Origin of the sequence: Oleiharenicola lentus (assembly GCF_004118375.1) — a bacterium.
Lineage (GTDB): Bacteria > Verrucomicrobiota > Verrucomicrobiia > Opitutales > Opitutaceae > Lacunisphaera > Lacunisphaera lenta.
This window is the reverse complement of the sequence record NZ_SDHX01000001.1, coordinates 2,573,763-2,592,887: the sequence shown is the minus strand read 5'-3', so window position 1 is coordinate 2,592,887 and position 19,125 is coordinate 2,573,763. Positions and strand designations below refer to the sequence as shown.

At 64.0% G+C, this 19,125-nt stretch carries 13 protein-coding genes; 2 read left to right on the top strand and 11 right to left on the bottom strand.

All coding sequences use genetic code 11. The features are described from left to right. Positions 1–6: 6 nt before the first annotated feature. The 9 genes from ESB00_RS10720 to ppk1 all read right to left on the bottom strand — a co-directional run bounded on the left by ESB00_RS10720 (position 7) and on the right by ppk1 (position 12,274). The gene (locus tag ESB00_RS10720; RefSeq protein WP_164976140.1) at positions 7–1,416 is read right to left on the bottom strand and encodes an arylsulfatase; all 1,410 of its coding nucleotides are present in this window, start codon (positions 1,414–1,416) and stop codon (positions 7–9) included. 100 nt (positions 1,417–1,516) lie between these two features. Beyond that, positions 1,517–2,881: a glycoside hydrolase family protein gene (locus ESB00_RS10715; protein WP_129047683.1), complete on the bottom strand. Its 1,365-nt coding sequence runs from the start codon at positions 2,879–2,881 to the stop codon at positions 1,517–1,519. A gap of 523 nt (positions 2,882–3,404) precedes the next feature. Further along, entirely contained in the window at positions 3,405–4,769 is a 1,365-nt protein-coding gene (locus ESB00_RS10710; RefSeq protein WP_129047682.1) for an MFS transporter, read from the bottom strand. A 108-nt stretch (positions 4,770–4,877) separates the two neighbouring features. Further along, positions 4,878–5,699, bottom strand: coding sequence for an MBL fold metallo-hydrolase (locus ESB00_RS10705; protein ID WP_129047681.1), 822 nt, complete (start codon positions 5,697–5,699; stop codon positions 4,878–4,880). A 267-nt stretch (positions 5,700–5,966) separates the two neighbouring features. Next, complete coding sequence (locus ESB00_RS10700; protein ID WP_129047680.1) at positions 5,967–6,347, bottom strand: ACT domain-containing protein; 381 nt, start codon at positions 6,345–6,347, stop codon at positions 5,967–5,969. A 94-nt stretch (positions 6,348–6,441) separates the two neighbouring features. Beyond that, the gene (locus tag ESB00_RS10695; RefSeq protein ID WP_129047679.1) at positions 6,442–7,281 is read right to left on the bottom strand and encodes an EamA family transporter; all 840 of its coding nucleotides are present in this window, start codon (positions 7,279–7,281) and stop codon (positions 6,442–6,444) included. A gap of 204 nt (positions 7,282–7,485) precedes the next feature. Then, positions 7,486–9,180, bottom strand: coding sequence for an ABC transporter permease (locus tag ESB00_RS10690; protein ID WP_129047678.1), 1,695 nt, complete (start codon positions 9,178–9,180; stop codon positions 7,486–7,488). 304 nt (positions 9,181–9,484) lie between these two features. Then, entirely contained in the window at positions 9,485–9,865 is a 381-nt protein-coding gene (locus ESB00_RS10685; RefSeq protein ID WP_129047677.1) for a hypothetical protein, read from the bottom strand. 246 nt (positions 9,866–10,111) lie between these two features. After that, on the bottom strand, positions 10,112–12,274 hold the full coding sequence (gene ppk1 / locus ESB00_RS10680; RefSeq protein ID WP_129047676.1) for a polyphosphate kinase 1: 2,163 nt from the start codon (positions 12,272–12,274) through the stop codon (positions 10,112–10,114). 178 nt (positions 12,275–12,452) lie between these two features. Between ppk1 and pap the strand changes: the two genes are divergently transcribed. Then, entirely contained in the window at positions 12,453–13,928 is a 1,476-nt protein-coding gene (gene pap / locus ESB00_RS10675) for a polyphosphate:AMP phosphotransferase (protein WP_129047675.1), read from the top strand. 69 nt (positions 13,929–13,997) lie between these two features. Here pap and ESB00_RS10670 read toward each other — a convergent pair whose 3' ends face one another. After that, positions 13,998–15,755, bottom strand: a complete 1,758-nt coding sequence (locus ESB00_RS10670; protein ID WP_246026463.1) for a DUF2264 domain-containing protein — start codon at positions 15,753–15,755, stop codon at positions 13,998–14,000. Positions 15,756–15,810: 55 nt separating this feature from the next. Next, positions 15,811–16,995, bottom strand: coding sequence for a transcription termination factor Rho (gene rho, locus ESB00_RS10665; RefSeq protein ID WP_129047674.1), 1,185 nt, complete (start codon positions 16,993–16,995; stop codon positions 15,811–15,813). A 141-nt stretch (positions 16,996–17,136) separates the two neighbouring features. Here rho and acs point away from each other — a divergent pair, with 141 nt between their 5' ends. After that, on the top strand, positions 17,137–19,071 hold the full coding sequence (gene acs / locus ESB00_RS10660; protein WP_246026462.1) for an acetate--CoA ligase: 1,935 nt from the start codon (positions 17,137–17,139) through the stop codon (positions 19,069–19,071). Positions 19,072–19,125: the final 54 nt, after the last annotated feature.

Here is a 19,125-nt window from a genome sequence, read left to right as displayed (position 1 = left end):
AATAGTTCAATCGATACGAGTGGTGGCCGGCCAGGCGGGATCGTCGCGTCGGGCGGTGGTCAGGTAGGCCTCGATGCTGGCCACGATGTCGGCGTGTTCGGCGGCAACGTTTTTGGCCTCTGAGGGGTCGTTCTCCAAATCGTGGAGGCGCACCGATCGCGTCGGATGGGTCGTGCGGATAAATTTCCAGTGCCCCTTGTAGAGGACGGCTTGGCTGAAGCCGCGCTCGTTGAATTCCCAATAGAGGAAATCGTGCGCCGCCTGATCAGCCGGTCGACCCTGCATGGCCGCGGCAAAGCTGACTGAATTGAGTCCCTCGGGCGCTTTGGCGCCGGCCAGCTCCGCGGCGGTGGCGAACCAATCACCCAGGTAGGCGGCATGGCCGCTGGTCACTCCCGCAGGTACCAGTCCAGGTCCCCAGGCAATAGTCGGCACCCGGATACCACCTTCCGTAAGGCTGCGTTTCGTTCCGGTGAAGGGGCCGGCCGGGCGGAATCGGGCTAGGTTATGCTTGGATTCGTTGTGCGGACCATTGTCGCTGCTGAACAGGACGATGGTGTTCTGGTCCAGGCCAAGCAGGCGAAGGTGGTCAATCAGCCGCCCGACGTAGCTGTCGAGCCGGGTGATCATGGCGGCATGACCTTTGTCCTGTTCCGGCCAATCGCGGCCGGCGTAAGGGCCGAAGTCGGGCACTTGGGCTCCATTGCCCTGGGTGGTGGTGCGTTCGTTGTTGGCGTGTGGCAGCACCGGACTCCAATAGACGAAGAATGGTTCATGCTGGTGGCGTCCGATAAACTTCAGGACCTCGTCCGTGATGAGATCGTCGGCAAACAGCACCGGGTCGTCAGTCACACTGCCGCCAAAATCTCCGACCGCTCGAGCCCGGTTGGGCAAGGGTAGGCGCTCTTCGTTTCGCCAGAGATGATCGGGGAAGTGATTGTGGGCATGGTAATGGTTGAGGTAGCCGAAGAAAGTTTCGAATCCCTTGCGCAGCGGCAGTCCGCTGGCGGCCGGTCCGGACTCGCCGAGACCCCACTTGCCAAACACGCCGTTGCGATAGCCCGCGGACTTGAGGAATTCGGCGACGGTGAGGTCCCCGCTGTGCAGGGCCAGTTTGGTGGGGTTGGTGGAGTTGCCCCGGATGCGCGTGCGGCCTTGGTGCAGACCGGTCATGAGCACGGACCGGGAAGGCGCACAAACGGTGGCGCCGGAGTAAAACTGGGTGAAGCGCATGCCCTCCGCCGCCATGCGGTCGAGGCGGGGAGTCTGGATAAGTTGCTGCCCGAAGCAGCCCAGTTCACCCCAACCGAGATCGTCTGCGAGGATAACAATCAGATTGGGCGGGCGCTGCGGTGCGGCATGGAGCACGGTGAAGGCCAGACAGGTGAACAGAGAGGAAATCAGTTTGAACTTCATGGGCAGGGTAGGGGAAGTGGTTCCACCATTAGGCGGCAGGTGGAAAATAATCAGATCATTCCGCATCGCACCGTAATCGGCGGAGGCGATCCATATCGTCTCACGGTCGGAATTTAAGGCCGGAAACGGTGGCCGGGTCGATTTCCAGTTCCAGATCGGTCATGCTCGTAACCAGGTTTCCAGCGATGCGAACATTTTCGAAAACGACATTGTCAATGCGCCCGGTCGGATGGTCACTGCTGATCACACTGGCTTGGCTGAACGGCCCTTCGGCGGAGATATTGCGCAGGACGATGTTTGAAAGCCGTCCCCACTCCTTGGCTCTGGCCCAGTTGGTTTTCTTGATCTGGAGCATGAGGAATCGAAAACGGGCGTTCTCGATGCGGATATTCTCAAAGAGGTAGTCGCGCAGGTGTGCCCTGCCGCCGTGGATGGAGTTAAAAATCGCGCGGTTATTGGCGTCCTGGTGATGGTCCACGGCGATGATATCGATGTCGCTGACCCGAAACCCGGCGTTGTCGGGATTCATGTTCCAGCTGAGCTGGAAGGGGGCTCCGTTCTCCATCTGCCAGATGACGCACCGGCGCACGACCATGCCGCTATGATAGAGCTTAAGGGCGTCATCATTGCAGCGCAGAAACGAGTCCTCGACCAGTCCGCGCGGTCCGATGCCGATCCCGTCGGTCCCGAACCACCAGCCCAGTAGCTTGACGTTGCGCACCACGCAGTCGGCACCCCGGAGCAGAATCTGGTAATGGGGCGATTCGACGATGGTGATGCCTTCGACGGTGACGCCGGTGCTGGCCTGGTCGGCCTCAATGGCATGTGGGACAGTGTAGGTGTCCGGCGGATTGCCGGGCAGATGTCCCCCGCGTAGAATGCCACGTCCGCGGATCATCACTCCCGGGGCGTTAGCCACCCTGATGCGGCCATGCACCACGGCGCCGGCTGCGATATAGACGGTTTGTCCAGCGCGAGGCTCAACGAATTGGTCGCCCAAGTGATGTTCACCCGGGCCGAAATATATTACGCTGCTGTCGTCCGTGGCCGGAAGATTGCTTTCAAGCGGATCGGCAAAAAGAAAAAGTGGATGCTTTGATTCGCCATTTATCTCCAGATAAAATTGCCCCGACTCGCGCAGCGTGAAATACGCCGCCCCTTCCCGGACCTCCACGGCAATATTTTTGCTGCTGGGCAAAATACGAGCCTGCTGAATCCGGCCGTCTGAGGCCGTCACCCTGAGCTTGACCGGAGAAGCGATGGAGAAGCTGGCCCAAGAGACTGCTTCGGCAAGATTGGAGTCGGGTTTCTGCGCTAGGGAGAGGTAGGTTTTAATTCGAGTAAAACTTTCCTCTGTCTCTATTTCAACTGAGTAGCCCAACATAGAGACAGGCCCGAACAGGGTGCCGAACAGGCCAGCAGCGAGGTGAAAGAGCAGTGACAGTCGCTGCGAAACATGAGGCATTATAGGATGTTAAACCGATGATAGCCCACAAAGCCATACGTGGGCTGTTTTATCGTCACTCAAATGCTAACTGTGAAGTCCCACCCATTCCAGATCAACGAGACGGTGGACGTCCAGTGGTTCACATGGATGGATTAGGTCTCCAGAAATTGCTCCCTGCAGCGAGGTGTGCTAAAGCCTCTTGCCTTCAGAAGGGCTGACCAACCTCAAGAAAGGTTTCAATCCGGTGCATTTGGGAACTGAGCGGCAAAGGAAAACGACTCGCCCCGCCTTGTGACGGGCTTTCATCGAGACACCTAACGAACAAATGCAGCAAACCGGCACGGTCTAGACGCAGAGCCTCTTGCGCCGGCTGTATGCATCAGGCATGTACTCTGAGTCATGGGATGGCTGACTGAATGAATCCTCTGGGCGTATTGTTTTTGAATACGAAGCGGAAATAACATTCCCGTTGACCTTTCGTTTATAATGGGGTCCAATGACTTACGTCGGTTCGATTCCGCCCCGCACCTCCAAATAGGAGCTACAGCGGCTTTTCTTCTTCGTCTGCCTCTGTCTTCAGCTCGTGGAGCGGGGGGACTTGGCGGAGGGACGGGGCCATCCAGGCGATCAGGGCGGTGACGGCGATGGTGCCGAGGCCGCCGACGCCGGCGGCGATCACGGGGCCGAAGAGGGCGGCCATCAGGCCGGCGCGGAGGGACGAAACCTCGTTGGAGGACCCGATGAAGAGCTGGTTCACGGCGGTCACGCGGCCGCGCAGGCTGTCGGGGGTCAGCAGTTGCACGAGCGTGTGGCGGACGACGACGCTGTAGTTGTCGAAACAGCCGCTAAGGAAGAGCGCGACGAGCGAGAGCCAGAACGTGGTGGAGACGCTAAAGAGCGTGAGCGCGGCGCCGAAGCCGGCGACGGACCAGAGCATGAGCAGGCCGGGGCGCTTCGCGGAGGCGCGGTGGGCGGTGAACATCGCCATCGCGATGGCGCCGGCGGCGGGGGCGGCGCGCAGCCAGCCGAGGCCGGCGGGGCCGACGTGGAGGATCTTGTCGGCGTAGATGGGCAGGAGCGCCGTGACGCCGCCAAGGATCACCGCGAAGAGGTCGAGCGACATGGCGGCGAGCACGTTGGGGTTGCGCCACATGAACTTCACGCCGGCGAACATGCCCGTGCGCGGCGGGGCGGGCTTGCGCTCGGTGGCGAGCGGGCGGACACCGGTAAGCATGACCACGAAGGTCGCCCCGGCGACCACATCGAGCACATAGACGGTCGAGTAGTTGGTGAAGGCGACAATCAGGCCGCCGAGGGCGGGGCCGAGCACGGTGGAGAGCTCGAAGGTGCTGGAGGTCCAGGTGATGGCGTTGCTGAGCGCGGACTGCGGCACGAGCGAGGGCACGAAGGAGCCGCGCGAGGGTCCGGCGAGCACGCGCAGGCAGGCCTGGACGAAGAGGATCAGGTAGGTGATCGGCAGCGCGGGGTTGTCGAAGCGGAGCGTGGCGGGGTCGGCGTGGCGCTCGAAGAGGAGGGCGATGCTGTGCAACAGGCCGTTGGCGTGTTCGAGAAGGCCGAAGCGCGGGATGGCGGCGTGGTAGTGCGTGACGGCGACGAGCAGCAGCGAGAGGACGGTCGAGATGGCCGTCGTCCGCATGATGATGAGCCGGCGGTCAATGCGGTCAGCTAGCGCGCCGGCGGGCAGCACGAGGGCGAAGAGCGGCACGACGTTGACCAGGCCGACGAGGCCGAGGGCCGTGGCGGAGTTGGTCCACTGGTAGATTTGCCAGGCGGCGGCGACGTTGAAGGCCTGCCGGCCGATGTTGGCGAGGAAGTTGCCGATCAGGTAACGGCGGTAGCCGGTGTGGCGCAGCGCGGCGTAGGGATCGTGGGCGCGCTCAGACATGACGGCGGCGTGACAATGTCTTTTTGTAGGGTCGCTGCTTGCGGCGAACTTCGGAGGTGAGGTCGGCGCAAGCGCCGACCCTACAGGGCCAGTTCCTGAAACAATCGCTCATCCCGCGAAGAAGGGATTGTTTTTCCGCTCCTGCTTGAGGGTCGTGAGCGGGCCGTGGCCGCAGGCGAAGACGGTGTCCTGCGGGAGCTTGAAGAGCTTGGTCTTGTTGTTGCGGAACTGGGCGTCGTAGGAGACGAGGCCGCCGCCCATCGAGCTGGCAAAGAGGGAATCGCCGACGATGGCGAGCGGCCAGGCGAGGCCGGTGACGTAGTAGCTGGTCTGGCCGGGCGAGTGGCCCCAGGTGGAGAGTGTCTTGATGGAGATATCGCCGAGATGGAAATGGGCGTTTTCCTGGAAGGTCTTGGCTCCGGCGATCGGGGCGGGCTCGAGTTCGCTGGCCCAAACCTCGGCGCCGGTGGCCGCGAGCCTGGGCAGGTCGGCGACGTGGTCGTCGTGCGTGTGCGTGAGGAAAACATAGCGCAGCCTGAGGCCCTCCGCTGCGATCGTGTCGAGGATGCCGGACGCATCGGCGCCGGTGTCGAACGCGGCGGCAAGCTTGGTCTTCTTGTCCCAGATGAGGTAGGCGTTGACCGTCATGTCTTCATGGACGGTGTTGAACATCGCGAAGCCGCGGGGGAACTGCGGCTGATCGGGATACCACTCCTTGCGGGCATGGGCGAGGAGACTGGTGCGGCCGAGGCCGAGGGCGGTGGCGATGGCGCGCAGGGGCTGTTCGCGGATCTCACCGGCCTTGACGGCCGTCAGCTCGGCGAGCGTGATCTTGGCCTTCTCGGCGAGCGCGGCGTCGGTGAGCTGCTGACCGCGCTGGGCCTTGTTGATGACGTCGGTGAAATTGTCCTCCAGGGGAATGCGTGGCATCCGGACAGCGAATCACGCCGGGGCGGCTTCGCAAGACCGGCGTTGGCGGGCAGCCAATCCGGGTGGAACCACTACTCGATTCCGCCAATGGCGAATACTCAGCCCAATCCTAGCAGTCAGGGGTCACCACGAAATACACTGAACACACGAAAAAGACATCCCCGGAGAGAAATCTGCATCTCCTGAATTCAGGTTTGGGTGTCCCCCATCGAAATAGGCAGTCTCCGGTCGAATTTCATCATTTCGTGTGATTCGTGTGTTTCGTGGTTAGTCAACTCTCACGCGGTGTCCGGCGGTGCGGAGGGCTTGGGTGGCGGCTTCGACTTTGTCCGCTTTCACGAGGATGTAGTCGGTGTTGAAGGTCGACAGGGCGAAGATGCTGATGCCGGCCTTGGCGAGCGGGTCGAGCAGGGAGGCGAGGATACCGGTCAGGGCAAAGTCGAGCGGACCCTCGACCTTGAAGGCGCGCCAGCCGACTTCCTGCTTCACGTCATTCGGGGCGAGACCTTCGACGCAGACGATGGAGAGTTCTTCGGCCGTGCGCGTGATCGAGATGAAACCGGTGGCGGTGACAACCCATGAAGGCAGCGGGGCGTCGGCGCGTAATTGGCAGACGGCCAGACGCTCTTTGGACAGGGAGAGATTCATGCGAGGCGGGGATTTTGGCGGCATGGGAGCCTGGCTCCAGCCCAAGGTGAAACCAAGCAGGAGGCAGGCGAACAGGAGTTTTTTCATCGCGAGTTCAGCGTTTTTCGGCGAACCAGACGGCGGTGGTGAGGAGGACGAGGCTGATAAAGAGGCGGGGGATGTCGGCGTATTCGCCGAAGAAGAGGAGCGAGACGGCGACCATGAGCGGGATCTTGGCGTTGTTCATCACGGCGAGCGTGCCGGTGCCGACCCGGGTGGCGCCGATGTTCCAGAGGAAGAAGCCCGCGCCCGAGGCCAGGGTGCCGAGATAAAGGAGCGTGTAGCCTTGCTTGGCCGTCAGGCTGAAGGCGGCGAAGTCCATTCGGGCGAGTGCGAAGGGCACGGTGAGCAGGACGGCGCCGGCGTAGAGCAGACCGAAGATGTCGCGGTCGCGGAGGGCGGGGTGCTGGGCGCGCAGGCGCTTGTAGCCGACCTGTCCGGCGGCGAAGGCGAGATTGGAGATCTGCACGAGGGCGAGCCCCCAGAGCGTGGGTTGCACAGCCTGGCCCTTGAAGGCGACGACCACCGTGCCGCCCACGGCGAGCAGGGCGGCGGCGAGGGCGCGGGCGCGGAACGTGCGGTCCAAGGCGTCGGTCAGCACAGTCACAAAGACTGGAGTGGTCAGCGTGAACAGCGCGACCTCATGGGCCTGTAGGTGGCGGAAACTTTCGATGTAGCCCAGATACATGACGCCGAACTGCACCGCGCCGAGGGCGATCAGCGAGGCGATTAGCCGGGGCGTCAGGCCCTTGAGGCGCAGGAAGGGCAGAAACACCAGCAGCGCGAGCCCCAGGCGTGCGGCGGCGACAAAGCTGCTGTCGAGCCCCGTGGTCAGCCCCTTGGTCAGGCCCGGAGAAAAGGCCCAGAGGAGGGAGACGAGGACGAGGTAGAGCATGGGCGGAAGCGGGAGACCGGAGACGGGAGGCTGGAGGCAGGGATTGGAGGTCAGCTGTCAGAAATCAGAGGACAGGAGGAGGAAAGCGGAGGGGCCCACGGAATACACGGAACGCTCGGAAGGGGGCTGCCACGCTGATCGAAATGAAGAATCTTTGACGCCGAGCTGGGAAGGTTTCGTATATTCCGTGTGATCCGTGGGCGCCTAAACTCTAAAGATCGCGCCGAGTTTCTTGCCGAGGAGGATGGTCATGCCGGCGATGGTGATGCCGAGGAAGGCCATGGCCCATACGCCGAGGGCGGAGGCGATGAACTTGCCGTCGCCGAGGAGCTGGAAGAGTTCGTAGATGGCCTTCGTAATCGGGTAATAGACCTGCTTCTGCGCGAGAATCAGCGAGTCTGACACCTCCAGCATCGCGAAGGAGAAGGCGAGCAGGCCGCCGGCGATGAGGTTGGCGATGATGAGCGGCAGCGTGATCTTGAAGACGGCCTTGAGCGGCGGGCAGCCGAGGTTCTGCGCGGCCTCCTCCAGCGTCTCGCTCGTCTGCTGGAAACCGGCGGCGGCCGAGCGCACGACGTAGGGCAGGCGTCGGATGGAGTAGGCGATGATGAGCAAAATGGTCGGGTCGGCGACCGGGTTGATGAAGGAGAAGAACTTTCCGTCCTGGCTCATCGCGAGGTAGCCGAAGGCCAGCACGAGGCCGGGCACGGCGAGCGGCATCATGGCGAGGAAGTCGAGGATCTGGCGTCCGCGGATTTTCGAGCGGACGATCACGTAGGCGAGGATGATGCCGAGCACGAGGTCGATGATCGTGGAGATGCTCGCGTATTTGAGGCTGTTGGCGATGGCCGGCACGGTGAGATCGTGGCCGAGCGCGATACGGAAATTATCCAGATTGAAATTCTTGGGCAGCACGGAGGCGTACCAGTCGTTGGAGAAGGCCACCATCACGACGCCGAGGTGCGGCAGGATGGCGACGAAGGTCACGCCCGCGAAAAGTGCGGTGCAGAACCAGGCGCGCAGGCCGGTCACTTCCTTGGGGCCGCCCGAGGAGGTGGCCTTGGCCATCATCGCGTAGGCGTCGCGGCCGAACAGGCCCTTGCCGATCGCGTAGAAGGCAACCGAGCTGAACAGCATCACGGCGACGAGCGCGTAGGGGAACGGGTTGCCGCCGATATCCTTCAGGCCGTAGAAAATCTGCACCGAGGTGACGCGCGCGTAGTCGAAGATGAGCGGCACGCCGAGGTCGGTGAACGACCAGATGAAGACGATGGTGCCGCCGGCGAAGAGGCCGGATTTGATGAGCGGCAGGGTGATTTTGAAAAACTTGCGCAGGCCGGTGCAGCCGAGATTTTCCGCCGCCTCCTCCATGGCCGGATCGACGTTGGCGAGCGCGGCGACGGCGTTGAGGTAGATGATCGGGTAGAGGCTGAAGGCCGTGACGATGGCGATGCCGAGAAACTGGTTGGCGCCGAGCCAGTCGAAGGTCCAGCCGGGGTCGCAGATCCCGACCTTGATGAGCAGGGCGTTGAGGGCGCCATATTGTCCGAGGATCTGCTTGATGCCGATGGCGCCGACGAAGGGCGGCAGGATCATCGGCACGAGGATGAGGGAGCCGAGAAAGCCCTTCAGCGGAAACAGAAACCGGTCGGTGACAAAGGCCAGCGGCAAGGCTATGAGCAGCGCAAAACTCGTGGTGGTGAGCGCGAGCAGGAAGGAGTTGGCCAGGCCGCCGAGGTAGATCGGGTCGCCGAGCAGCGACCACAGGTAGGCAAAGGTCAGCCGGCCGTCGGCGTCGATGAAGCCGCCCTTGAGGATCTGCAGGATGGGCCAGAGGAAGAACGCGCCGAAGAAGACGAGCGTGAGGGCGAAGACGATCCGCGCGAAATTGGGCGACATGCACCCGAGGAGATGGCCGCCCCCGCGCGGGGAGACAAGAGCGAAGGCGGGGGCGAGGTAGCGGCGCCAACGACGCGCGCACCAAGCCCGCCCACAACAGGAGGAATATCAAATCCTATCAAACTCACAAACCCCGTCATCCTGAACCAGGTGAAGGATCCAAGTTTATGTCCGCTGACGAGTATCGTGCCAGATCCTTCGCACGGCTCAGGATGACGCTAAAGACGTCCAATGACGATCACATGCAGGAATGTTCCGGTTAGGTTCTCAGTTTACGAGAGAACACAGGGAGAGGAGGCGTTGGCTACCGCGGGCGCTGCATGGAGTCGGGGTTTTCGCCGGCGCGGAGGGAGATGGCGGCGCCTTCGCGACCGAGGGCGAGGCATTCGAAGAGGTTGCGCACGCCCTGGCCGAGCAGGTCGTGGCCCAGGGCGTCGAGTTCCACCTGCTCGACGAACTTCCGGCCCAGAAGGGCGGCTTCGGTGCGCACCTGTTCTGCGACGGCGCGATTCGGGTTTTCGTCGCTGTCGTAGTAAGGCGCGAGTAGCTCGACGATCTCGGCCGCGGTGGTGGCGGCGGCGGTGTTGCCGCGTCCGTCGCGTTGGAGGTACGTCACCAGTCGGCGGGCGACGCGTCCGGCGTGCGGCAGGTTCAGGGGAACGTCGAAGAAAGGGGCGGATTCCACGCGGGCAAGGTTGCGGGCGGCGTGACGGTAGCCAATCCGGAAAACGACGGAGTGTTTCGGTGTGAAAGGCGGCAGAAATTACCGGTCGGGTCGGTGGTTGCGCCGACCTCATACGCGAGGTCGGCGCGAGCGGCGACCCTGCAGGAAAAGTCCAGAGGGTTATTGCCCCCGGCCGGTGCGGAGAGATTGGATCTCCACGGGATCCTCGTGCCGCGGCACAGCTGGAGCTGTGCCCTCCACTCGCGCTCAGGCCACGACTTCGATCTGGGCGGCGGCGCGTTTCTCGGCGTCGGCCATGAAATGGTTCTGCGCGGAGAAGTCGGTTTCGCCTTCCTTGCGGGCGGGCGCGACGTAGGTGCCGTCGGACTGGAGATCGCGGGCGTCCACGTTGTCGCGGAGTTCGGCCGGCAGGATCTCGTGGAGCACGCGGTCGCGCAGGGCGGGCGTGTTGATCGGGAAGAGGGCCTCGACGCGGCGGAAGAAATTGCGCGGCATCCAGTCGGAGCTGCCGGCGTAGAGCAGCGGTGCACCGGCGTTTTCAAAATAGAAGATGCGCGCATGCTCGAGGTAGCGGCCGACGAGGTTGCGCACGCGGATGTTCTCGCTGAGGCCCTTCACGCCGGGGAGGAGGCAGCAGGTGGCGCGGACGATGAGGTCAATCTGCACGCCGGCCTGGGAGGCGGCGTAGAGGTTGTCGATGGTGACCTTGTCCACGAGCTTGTTCATCTTGGCAATGATGCGCGCGGGCTTGCCGGCGGCGGCGTTGGCCGCCTCGTTGGCGATCAGTTCCTGGATGCGGGAGTGGAGGTTGAAAGGTGCGACGAGCAGGTGCTTGAACTCGGGCGAGCGGCCGAAGCCGGTGAGCGAGTTGAAGAGCTGCGCGACCTCGGCGGCGATCTCGGGGTTGCAGGTCAGCAGGCTGAGATCGGTGTAGAGGCGCGCGGTCTTCGGGTTGTAGTTGCCCGTGCCGAGGTGGACGTAGCGGCGCAGGCCGTCGGGCTCCTGCCGCACGACCATGCTGGTCTTGCAATGGGTCTTGTGGCCGACGAGGCCGAACACGACATGCACGCCGGCCTCCTCGAGCTCCTTGGCCCACTTGATATTGTTGGCTTCGTCGAAGCGGGCCTTGAGCTCGACGAGCGCGGTGACCTGCTTGCCGTTGCGCGAGGCCTCGATAAGGGCGCCGATGATCGGCGAGTCGCCGCTCGTGCGGTAAAGCGTCTGTTTGATGGCGAGCACGCCCGGATCACGCGCGGCCTGCTGGACGAATTCCACCACCGGGTTGAACGAATCGTAGGGGTGGTGGAGCAGGATGTCGCCTTCGTGGATCGAGGCGAAGATGCTCGGCGAGGCCTTGAGCAAGGGTGATTCGACCGGGGCAAAGACGGGGAACTTGAGGTCCGGCCGGTCCACGAGGTCGGACAGGCTCATCATGCGGACGAGGTTGAGCGGGCCCTTGAGGCGGAACACGCGTTCCTCGTCGAGCTGGAGGTTCTCGCAGAGCAGCTGGAAGACGGCGGCCGGGGCGTCGTCCTCGATTTCCAGGCGCACGGCGGCGCCGCGGCGGAGGTTGCGCAGCTCCTCCTCGATTTTCTTGAGCAGATTGTCGGCTTCCTCGTCGTCGATGTAGAGGTCGCTGTTGCGGGTGACGCGGAAGGCCTGGGCGCTGATGATGTGGTAGCCCGGGAAGAGGTCGCCGGCGCACAGCTTGATGATCTCGCTGAGGAAGACGAAGGTCTGCGGGCCGCGCTTGTCGGGCGTGATCTGCACGAGGCGCGGGAGGATGCGCGGCACGGGCAGGACGGCGGTGAGGCTTTCCTGCTCGGGTGTGTCGGGGTTGTCCACCGTCACGATGACGTTGAGCGTCTTGTTGGCGATCTGCGGGAAGGGGTGCGACTGGTCGATGGCCAGCGGCGTGAGGACGGGGTGGACCTGCTTGGCGAAGTATTCGTGCACCCAGGTGCGTTCCGCGGGGCTGAGCTGGCTGGCGGTCTTGAAGGTGATTTTTTCCTTCGCGAGGGCGGGCACGAGGAGGTCGTGCCAGCAGGCGTACTGGTCGTCCACGAGGCGGCGGATCTCGGTGAAGGCGCGCTTGAGCTGTTCGCGCGGGCTGAGGCCGTCGAGGCTGGCCTCCCCGCCGGTGGAGTCCTTTTGCTGGAGAAGGCCGGCGATGCGGATCTCGAAAAACTCGTCGAGGTTGGAGCTGACGATGGCGAGGAACTTGGTACGCTCGAGGAGCGGGTTGGCCTCGTTGCGGGCCTGCTCGAGCACGCGGCGGTTGAAGGCCAGCCAGCTGAGTTCGCGGTTGGCATAGACGACCTTGCTGCCGCCGGCCTTGGGCGTGATGGAGCGCCCGGTCTTGGCGGTGATCTTGGCGGAACGGGGTTTGCTGCGCGGAGTGGGAGGCATGGAGAAGGGCCGGAGGGCGATCCGGTAAGGAGGAAAACCTAGCCTAGCCGGTTTGGGAACCAACGCAAAAGCCGAGGGGCGACCGAGAATTAACATTCCCGACACAAATCACGGAATCCACCGGTGGATCGCCAGCGGCGTCTCGACATTGCCCGGGAATCGCCGCCATTTTTGCCGCATGGCCAAGGCGAAGCAGCGGCTGCCCAAGCGCGTCTATCAGGCCCGGGCCGACCGGCTCCGGGCGGACCTCCTGCAGCTTCAGCTCGAGCTCAAGCAGGTGCCCTTCAAGGTGCTGCTCATCCTGGCCGGACCGGAGGGCGCGGGGCGCGGCACCCTGCTCAACAAGCTGGCCGAGTGGCTCGACCCGCGGGGCGTGGAGACGTTTTCGTATCATCCGCCGACCGACAACGAACGGGCGCACCCGCAGCAGTGGCGGTTCTGGCGCAGTTTGCCGGGAATGGGCCGCATCGGCCTCTACGCCGGCTCGTGGTATACCGAAACCCTGCGCGAAGAGGCGCGCAACCGGCGTGCGCTGCGGCATGTGGCCGACGAGGCGGAGAGGATCAGGGATTATGAGGCGCTGCTCGCCGACGGCGGCACGCTCATCGTGAAAGTGTGGCTGCATCTTTCGAAGGAGGCCCAGGGCCGGCGCCTCCGCACGCTGCGCGCCGATCCGGCGACCGCCTGGCGCGTGACCGAGGAGGACTGGCATCACCACCGCATCTATGACCGGCTCGACAAGACCGCCCGGCTGATCCGCGAGAAAACCGACCGGCCCGGGGCCCGCTGGCATTTGATCGACGCCGAGGATGAGCGGGCGCGGGACCTGGCCGTCGGCCAGCTGCTGCTGAAGCGTTTCGCCGAGCAGAAGAAACGCCTCGCGCGGCTGCCCCGGGCCAAGGCGCCCAAGAAGCTGACCCCGCTGCGTCCGGCCGGGCTGCGCCGGCTCAACGCGCTGCCGCTCGACCAGGAGCTTTCCGAAAAAGATTACGGCAGCCTCCGCGAGAAATGGCTGGGGCGGCTGAACCGCGCCGTGCGCACCGCGCTCGGGGCGGACCGGTCCATTGTGCTGGTTTTCGAAGGCTGGGATGCGGCGGGCAAGGGCGGGGCGATCCGCCGCCTGACCAGCGCGATCGATCCCCGCGACTACAGCGTCATCCCCGTGGCCAAGCCCACGCCGGAGGAGAAGCACGCACATTACCTCTGGCGGTTCTGGCGCGACGTGCCGCGGAACGGCCGGCTCGCGATCTTCGACCGCTCCTGGTACGGCCGGGTGCTGGTGGAGCGGGTGGAGGGCTTTTGCCGCAAGGACGAGTGGCGCCGGGCCTACGGGGAGATCAACGATTTTGAACGCCAGTTGACCGAGCATGGGACGATCGTGCTGAAGTATTGGCTGCACGTGTCGCACGAGGAGCAGCTGCGCCGCTTCCGGGAACGCGAGACCACGCCGCACAAACGGCACAAGCTGAACGACGAAGACTGGCGCAACCGCCGCCAGCGTGCGGCCTACGAGATTGCCGTCGGCGACATGCTCGCACTGACGGACCGGCCGAACGCGCCGTGGCAACTGGTGCCGGCCGACAACAAACGGTTTGCCCGATTGGAAGTGCTGCGCTCGGCCAGTCGCGCGATCGAGGCGGCGATGAAGCTGTAACCGCGGTCCCGGCTCGCCGCCATCCCTGCAAAAAGAAACGGCGCTCATGGAGCGCCGTTGCAAAGTTTCTCAAGCCTCGACCAGAGTCAGATCCGGATCGAAGGCGACCGTCAGGCGGTAAACCTGCCCGGGGCGCATGATCAGCGGGTGATCGCGAACGAAGGTCTGCACGTAGTGCAGCTTGCCGAAGTTTGTCTTGTAAACCGGGTCGGCGGTGACGGTCTCCGTCTCGGCCCAGTTGGCGTGGAAGTCGTCCTTGAGCACCGAGCAGCGGTGCCCCTGCGCGCCGAGGGCGGGCGAGCTGCCCATACGGTAGCGGGAGTGCGGGGCGCCGATGACGAGAGACATGCGGAACTTGTCGAGCTGCACCTGGTTTTTGACCGTGTAGGCGAAGTCGCCGGTGATCTTGCTGCCGGTGAAGGTCCACTGGACCTTCACGCTGCCGATGCCGCGGGCGAGTTCTTCCTTGATGTTGATCAGCTCGGGCTGCTCATACCGGAAGTAGAACGAGTTCTTGAGGCCGAGACCGGTCACGCACTTCTGGCCGTAGAAGGCGGGCAGGGTGACGTGTTCGCCGAAGGTCAGCTCGGGGAGCATGATCGGCAGATAGACGTTGTTCGGCCAGTCGAAGACTCCGGGGCAGTGCGGGAACGCGAGGTTGTCGGCGGTGCAGTCGGTGCCGGAGCTGACGAGCGGGATCTGGACGTGCAGGCCGGACTCGGCGTCGCGGTAGAGGAAGAGGCCCTGCTCCTTGCGGTTGGACTTGTCGAAGATCACGAAGCGGCCGCTGGTGCGGGCCGGCTCGGCCTTGACGTTGTCGGGCATGGAGACGGTCTTCGCGAGACGCGACCACTGGCAGAGGTAGCGGGCGGCGTCGAAGTTCGCCATGCGCGTGGTGTGCGAAGCATAGGCGGTGCGCTCGTCGTCGCGGATGTCGAGAAATCCGTGCTCCTGGTCGAGGTAGGTGTGGAAGAAGTAGTAGAACAGCCGGCGCAGGATATCGAAATACTTGTTCTTCTGGTCGTCGGGAATCCAGCCGTCACGCAGCCCCTGCAGGATGAGGGTGATGCAGTGCATCTGGCCGTAGGCGCCGGCGGAGCGGCCGTAAGCCCAGCCGAGGCCGTCGGCGCGCACCATGTCGGGCATCATCTTGATGTATTTCTCGGCGTAGGTGCGGAGGGTGGGGAGCTTGCGCTCGCGGAGGGCGGAGTTGGCGTGGAGCTGGAGGGCCGAGCGCGTGAACGCGAGGGTCATCACGCCGTAGAGGTTGAAGTGGCCGCCGAAGCCCTTTTCCGCGTCGTCGAAGAAGCCGGAGGAGCTGGTCTGCTCGATGCGCTCGACCATGCGCTCGATGAGGCGCGAGGTTTCGTCCTTCTTGGAGAGGCCGAGGCTGTAGCGGCAGACGGCCTTGGCGATGTTGAAGGCCTGCCAGTAATTGTCGTAGTCGCTGCGGGTGAGCAGGAGCTTGTCGAGGCGCTCGCGGGTTTCCTCGACCAGGCGTTCCCAGACGGCGTTGCGCTCCTTGGAGGGGCCGAAGGACAGGAGGCCGAGGGCGGCGTAGGCGAGGCCGTTCTCGTGGGCGGGCTCGGTGAAGGCCTGGGCGGTGACGCAGCGGGCCGTCAGGTCGATGAGGTCGTAGCCCTTGAGGGTGGTCTCGCCGGTGGCGCGGTAGTATTCGCCGAGGGCGAAGGCGACGTGACCGGGTTCGTCGGAGCGGGAGGTCTCGGAGCCGACCGGCGTGACGGTGCCGTCGGCGTTGATGGAATCCAGGTTGTGGGCCAGCATTGAGCGGGCCATGTCGAGACATTGCTCGGAGAAACTATTCATGCGGAGAACGGGCAGGTTGGCGGTTGGAAAGGGGGACGGGCAAGGGCGAAGTTGGTTACTTTACGATGAGTTTGATGAACTCGGCGTTCGTCTTGGTCTTGCCCAGACGGGTAACCATGGTGTCGGTGGCTTCCTCGATCTTCTGCTGCACGAGGGCGCGGCGGAAGAAGTGGATGCCCTCAAGGGTCTTCGGGTCGCTGATCAGCAGCTCCTCCTTGCGGGTGCCGGAGGACTGGATGTTGACGGCGGGCCAGATGCGCATCTCGGCGGCCTTGCGGTCGAGGACGAGCTCCATGTTGCCGGTGCCCTTGAATTCCTGGAAGATGACGTCGTCCATGCGGGAGCCGGTTTCGACCAGGATGGAGGCGATGATGGTGAGGCTGCCGCCGTCCTCGGTGTTGCGCGCCGCGGCGAAGAGCTGGCGGGGCTTTTCGAGGGCGCGGACGTCCAAGCCGCCGGTGCCGGTGCGGCCGGAGTTCTTGGCGGTGTTGTGCGCGCGGGCGAGGCGGGTGAGGGAGTCGATGAGCAGGACCACGTCCTTGCCGGCCTCGACGAGGCGCTTGGCGCGCTCGATGCAGAGGTCGGAGATGCGGATGTGGTTTTCAACCGGGTCGTCGTTGGACGAGGCCCAGACCTCGGCAGGGACGCTGCGCTTGAAGTCGGTGACCTCCTCGGGGCGTTCGTCCACGAGCAGAATCATGACGTGGCACTCGGGATGGTTCTGGAGGACGCCGAGCGCGATGTCGCGGAGGTAGGTGGTCTTGCCGGTGCGGGGCGGGGCGACGATGAGTCCGCGGGTGCCCTTGCCGATCGGGGCGAAGAGGTCCATGACGCGGGTGGTCATGCGGCCGTCCTTCAGCTCGAGCTTGATCTGCTCCTCGGGCGTGATCGTGGTGAGGTTGGCGAATTCGGTCTTGCGGCGGCGCTCGTCGATGTCGAGGCCGTCCACCTTCTCGATGAAACGGATCTTCGGGTTGGGGAAGCGCGGGTCGGGCGTGGCCGTGGCCGTGATGATGCTGCCCTGCTGGAGGTGAAAGCGGCGGATGAGCTCGCGGGGCACAAAGGGGTCCGTGGGGCGGCGTTTGCCAAATTTGTTCAGATCCAACAACTGCCCGTTGCGGCTGTTGTCGATGTCGAGGATGCCTTCGACACGGATCGTGTTTTCCGGCTGCGCCGGAGCGGGGGAGGGAGCCTGCGCCTGGGCGGGAGCCGGAGCGGCGGGCGGGTTTTCTTTATCCATACAAAAAATCAAAAACGGGTGGAGTGGACACTGCGCGGGCTTGACCGTGCAATCCGTCGGGGGCATTGCTGAAAACGCTTAGCTTCAACCCCCAATAAAAACTTAGAGGAGAAACTTGTGACGGACCAAACGATTACCTCGGTGTCTCGCGAAAGCCGGATTTTCAAACCATCGGCTGAATTCAAGAACCAAGCAAACCTTGGCAGTTTCGCCACTTACCGTAGGCTCTACGCCGAGTCTGTCAACGCTCCAGAGAAATTTTGGGACAAACAGGCCAAGGAGCACCTCGTCTGGCGCAAGCCGTTCAAGAAGGTTCTCCAGTGGAAGCCGCCGCATGCCAAGTGGTTCCTGGGCGGAAAGTTAAACGTTTCCGAGAACTGCCTCGACCGCCACCTCGGCACGGCCCGCGAGAACAAGGCCGCGCTGATCTTCGAGGGTGAGCCGGGCGATGTCCGCACGATCACTTACCGTCAGCTCCACTTCCATGTGTGCCGCATGGCGCATTTCCTCGAGAACCTCGGCATCAAGTCCGGCGACCGCATCGCCATCTACATGCCGATGATCCCCGAGGCCGTCATCGCGATGCTCGCCTGCGCACGCATCGGTGCGGTGCACACCGTCGTGTTCGGCGGGTTCAGCCCCGAGGCGCTGAAGGACCGCATCAATGACTGTCAGGCCAAGCTCGTCATCACCGCCGACGGCGGTTGGCGCCGCGGCAAGGTCATCGAGCTGAAGACCAACGTGGACAAGGCCATCGCCGGCGCGCCCTGCGTGCACAGCGTCGTCGTCGTCAAACGCTGCGGCAATCCGGTCACGATGGTCGAGGGCCGCGACGTCTGGTGGAAGGAAGCCTGGGAAGGCGCGCCGAATTACCACGACGCAAAGGCCTTCGATTCCGAGCATCCGCTCTTCATTCTCTACACCTCCGGCTCCACCGGAAAACCCAAGGGCGTGCTCCACACCTCCGCCGGCTACCTGCTCGGCGCGAAGCTCAGCTCGCACTACGTTTTCGATCTCAAGGAAAACGACCGCTATTTCTGCTCGGCCGACATCGGTTGGATCACCGGCCACAGCTACGTCGTCTATGGCCTGCTCTCGAACGGCTCGACCGTCTTCCTCTACGAGGGGGCGCCGAACCAGCCGGAGCCGGACCGTTTCTGGCAGATGATCGACCGCCACGGCCTGACCATCCTCTATACGGCGCCGACCGCCATCCGCGCGTTCATGCGCTGGGGCGACAACTACGTGCTGCGTCACCGTCTCGACTCGCTGCGTCTGCTCGGCTCCGTCGGCGAGCCCATCAACCCCGAGGCCTGGATGTGGTATCACAAGATGATCGGCAAAAAGAAGTGCCCGATTGTGGACACCTGGTGGCAGACCGAAACCGGCTCGATCATGGTCACGCCGTTGCCCGGCGTGACGCCGACCAAGCCCGGCTCGGCCACGCTGCCGTTCTTCGGCGTGAAGCCGATGGTCGTGGACTCCGACGGCAACGAGGTGCCGCGCAACTCCGGCGGCAAGTTCGTGCTTACGCAGCCCTGGCCGTCGATGCTCCGCACGCTCTGGGGCGACGACGAGCGCTTCAAGAAGGCCTACTTCTCCGAGTTCCCGAAGCACCCGCACTACTACTTCACCGGCGACGGCGCCCGGCAGGACAAGGACGGCTACTTCTGGGTCATCGGCCGCATCGACGACGTGCTGAATGTCTCCGGTCACCGCATCGGCACCGCCGAGGTGGAGAGCGCGCTCGTCTCGCACCCGGCCGTCGCCGAGGCCGCCGCGGTGGGCCGCCCCGATGAACTCAAGGGCCAGTCGCTCGTGGTCTTCGTGACCCTCAAGTCCGGCCAGGCCGCCAGCGAGGAGCTCAAGGAGGTCCTGCGCGCCCACGTCGGCAAGGAGATCGGTTCACTCGCGAAGCCCGACCAAGTGCGCTTCGCCGCCGGTCTGCCCAAGACCCGTTCCGGAAAAATCATGCGTCGCCTCCTCAAGGAGCTGGCCACCTCCGGTTCGGTCAAGGGCGACACCACCACGCTCGAGGACTTCTCCGTCATCGCTGCGCTGCAGAGCGAAGAATAACCCTTACCTCGGAAGCCGGCGCGGGCCCGCCGGCTTCCTTTCCGCTCCCCCAGG

Excerpts from the sequence above, each read along its gene's own strand:
- ESB00_RS10690 (WP_129047678.1), bottom strand. The coding sequence starts at position 9,180 with ATGTCGCCCAATTTCGCGCGGATCGTCTTCGCCCTCACGCTCGTCTTC.
- ESB00_RS10695 (WP_129047679.1), bottom strand. The coding sequence starts at position 7,281 with ATGCTCTACCTCGTCCTCGTCTCCCTCCTCTGGGCCTTTTCTCCGGGC.
- ESB00_RS10720 (WP_164976140.1), bottom strand. The coding sequence starts at position 1,416 with ATGAAGTTCAAACTGATTTCCTCTCTGTTCACCTGTCTGGCCTTCACC.
- ESB00_RS10715 (WP_129047683.1), bottom strand. The coding sequence starts at position 2,881 with ATGCCTCATGTTTCGCAGCGACTGTCACTGCTCTTTCACCTCGCTGCT.
- ESB00_RS10710 (WP_129047682.1), bottom strand. The coding sequence starts at position 4,769 with ATGTCTGAGCGCGCCCACGATCCCTACGCCGCGCTGCGCCACACCGGC.
- ESB00_RS10670 (WP_246026463.1), bottom strand. The coding sequence starts at position 15,755 with ATGAATAGTTTCTCCGAGCAATGTCTCGACATGGCCCGCTCAATGCTG.
- ppk1 (WP_129047676.1), bottom strand. The coding sequence starts at position 12,274 with ATGCCTCCCACTCCGCGCAGCAAACCCCGTTCCGCCAAGATCACCGCC.
- rho (WP_129047674.1), bottom strand. The coding sequence starts at position 16,995 with ATGGATAAAGAAAACCCGCCCGCCGCTCCGGCTCCCGCCCAGGCGCAG.
- ESB00_RS10700 (WP_129047680.1), bottom strand. The coding sequence starts at position 6,347 with ATGAATCTCTCCCTGTCCAAAGAGCGTCTGGCCGTCTGCCAATTACGC.
- pap (WP_129047675.1), top strand. The coding sequence starts at position 12,453 with ATGGCCAAGGCGAAGCAGCGGCTGCCCAAGCGCGTCTATCAGGCCCGG.
- ESB00_RS10705 (WP_129047681.1), bottom strand. The coding sequence starts at position 5,699 with ATGCCACGCATTCCCCTGGAGGACAATTTCACCGACGTCATCAACAAG.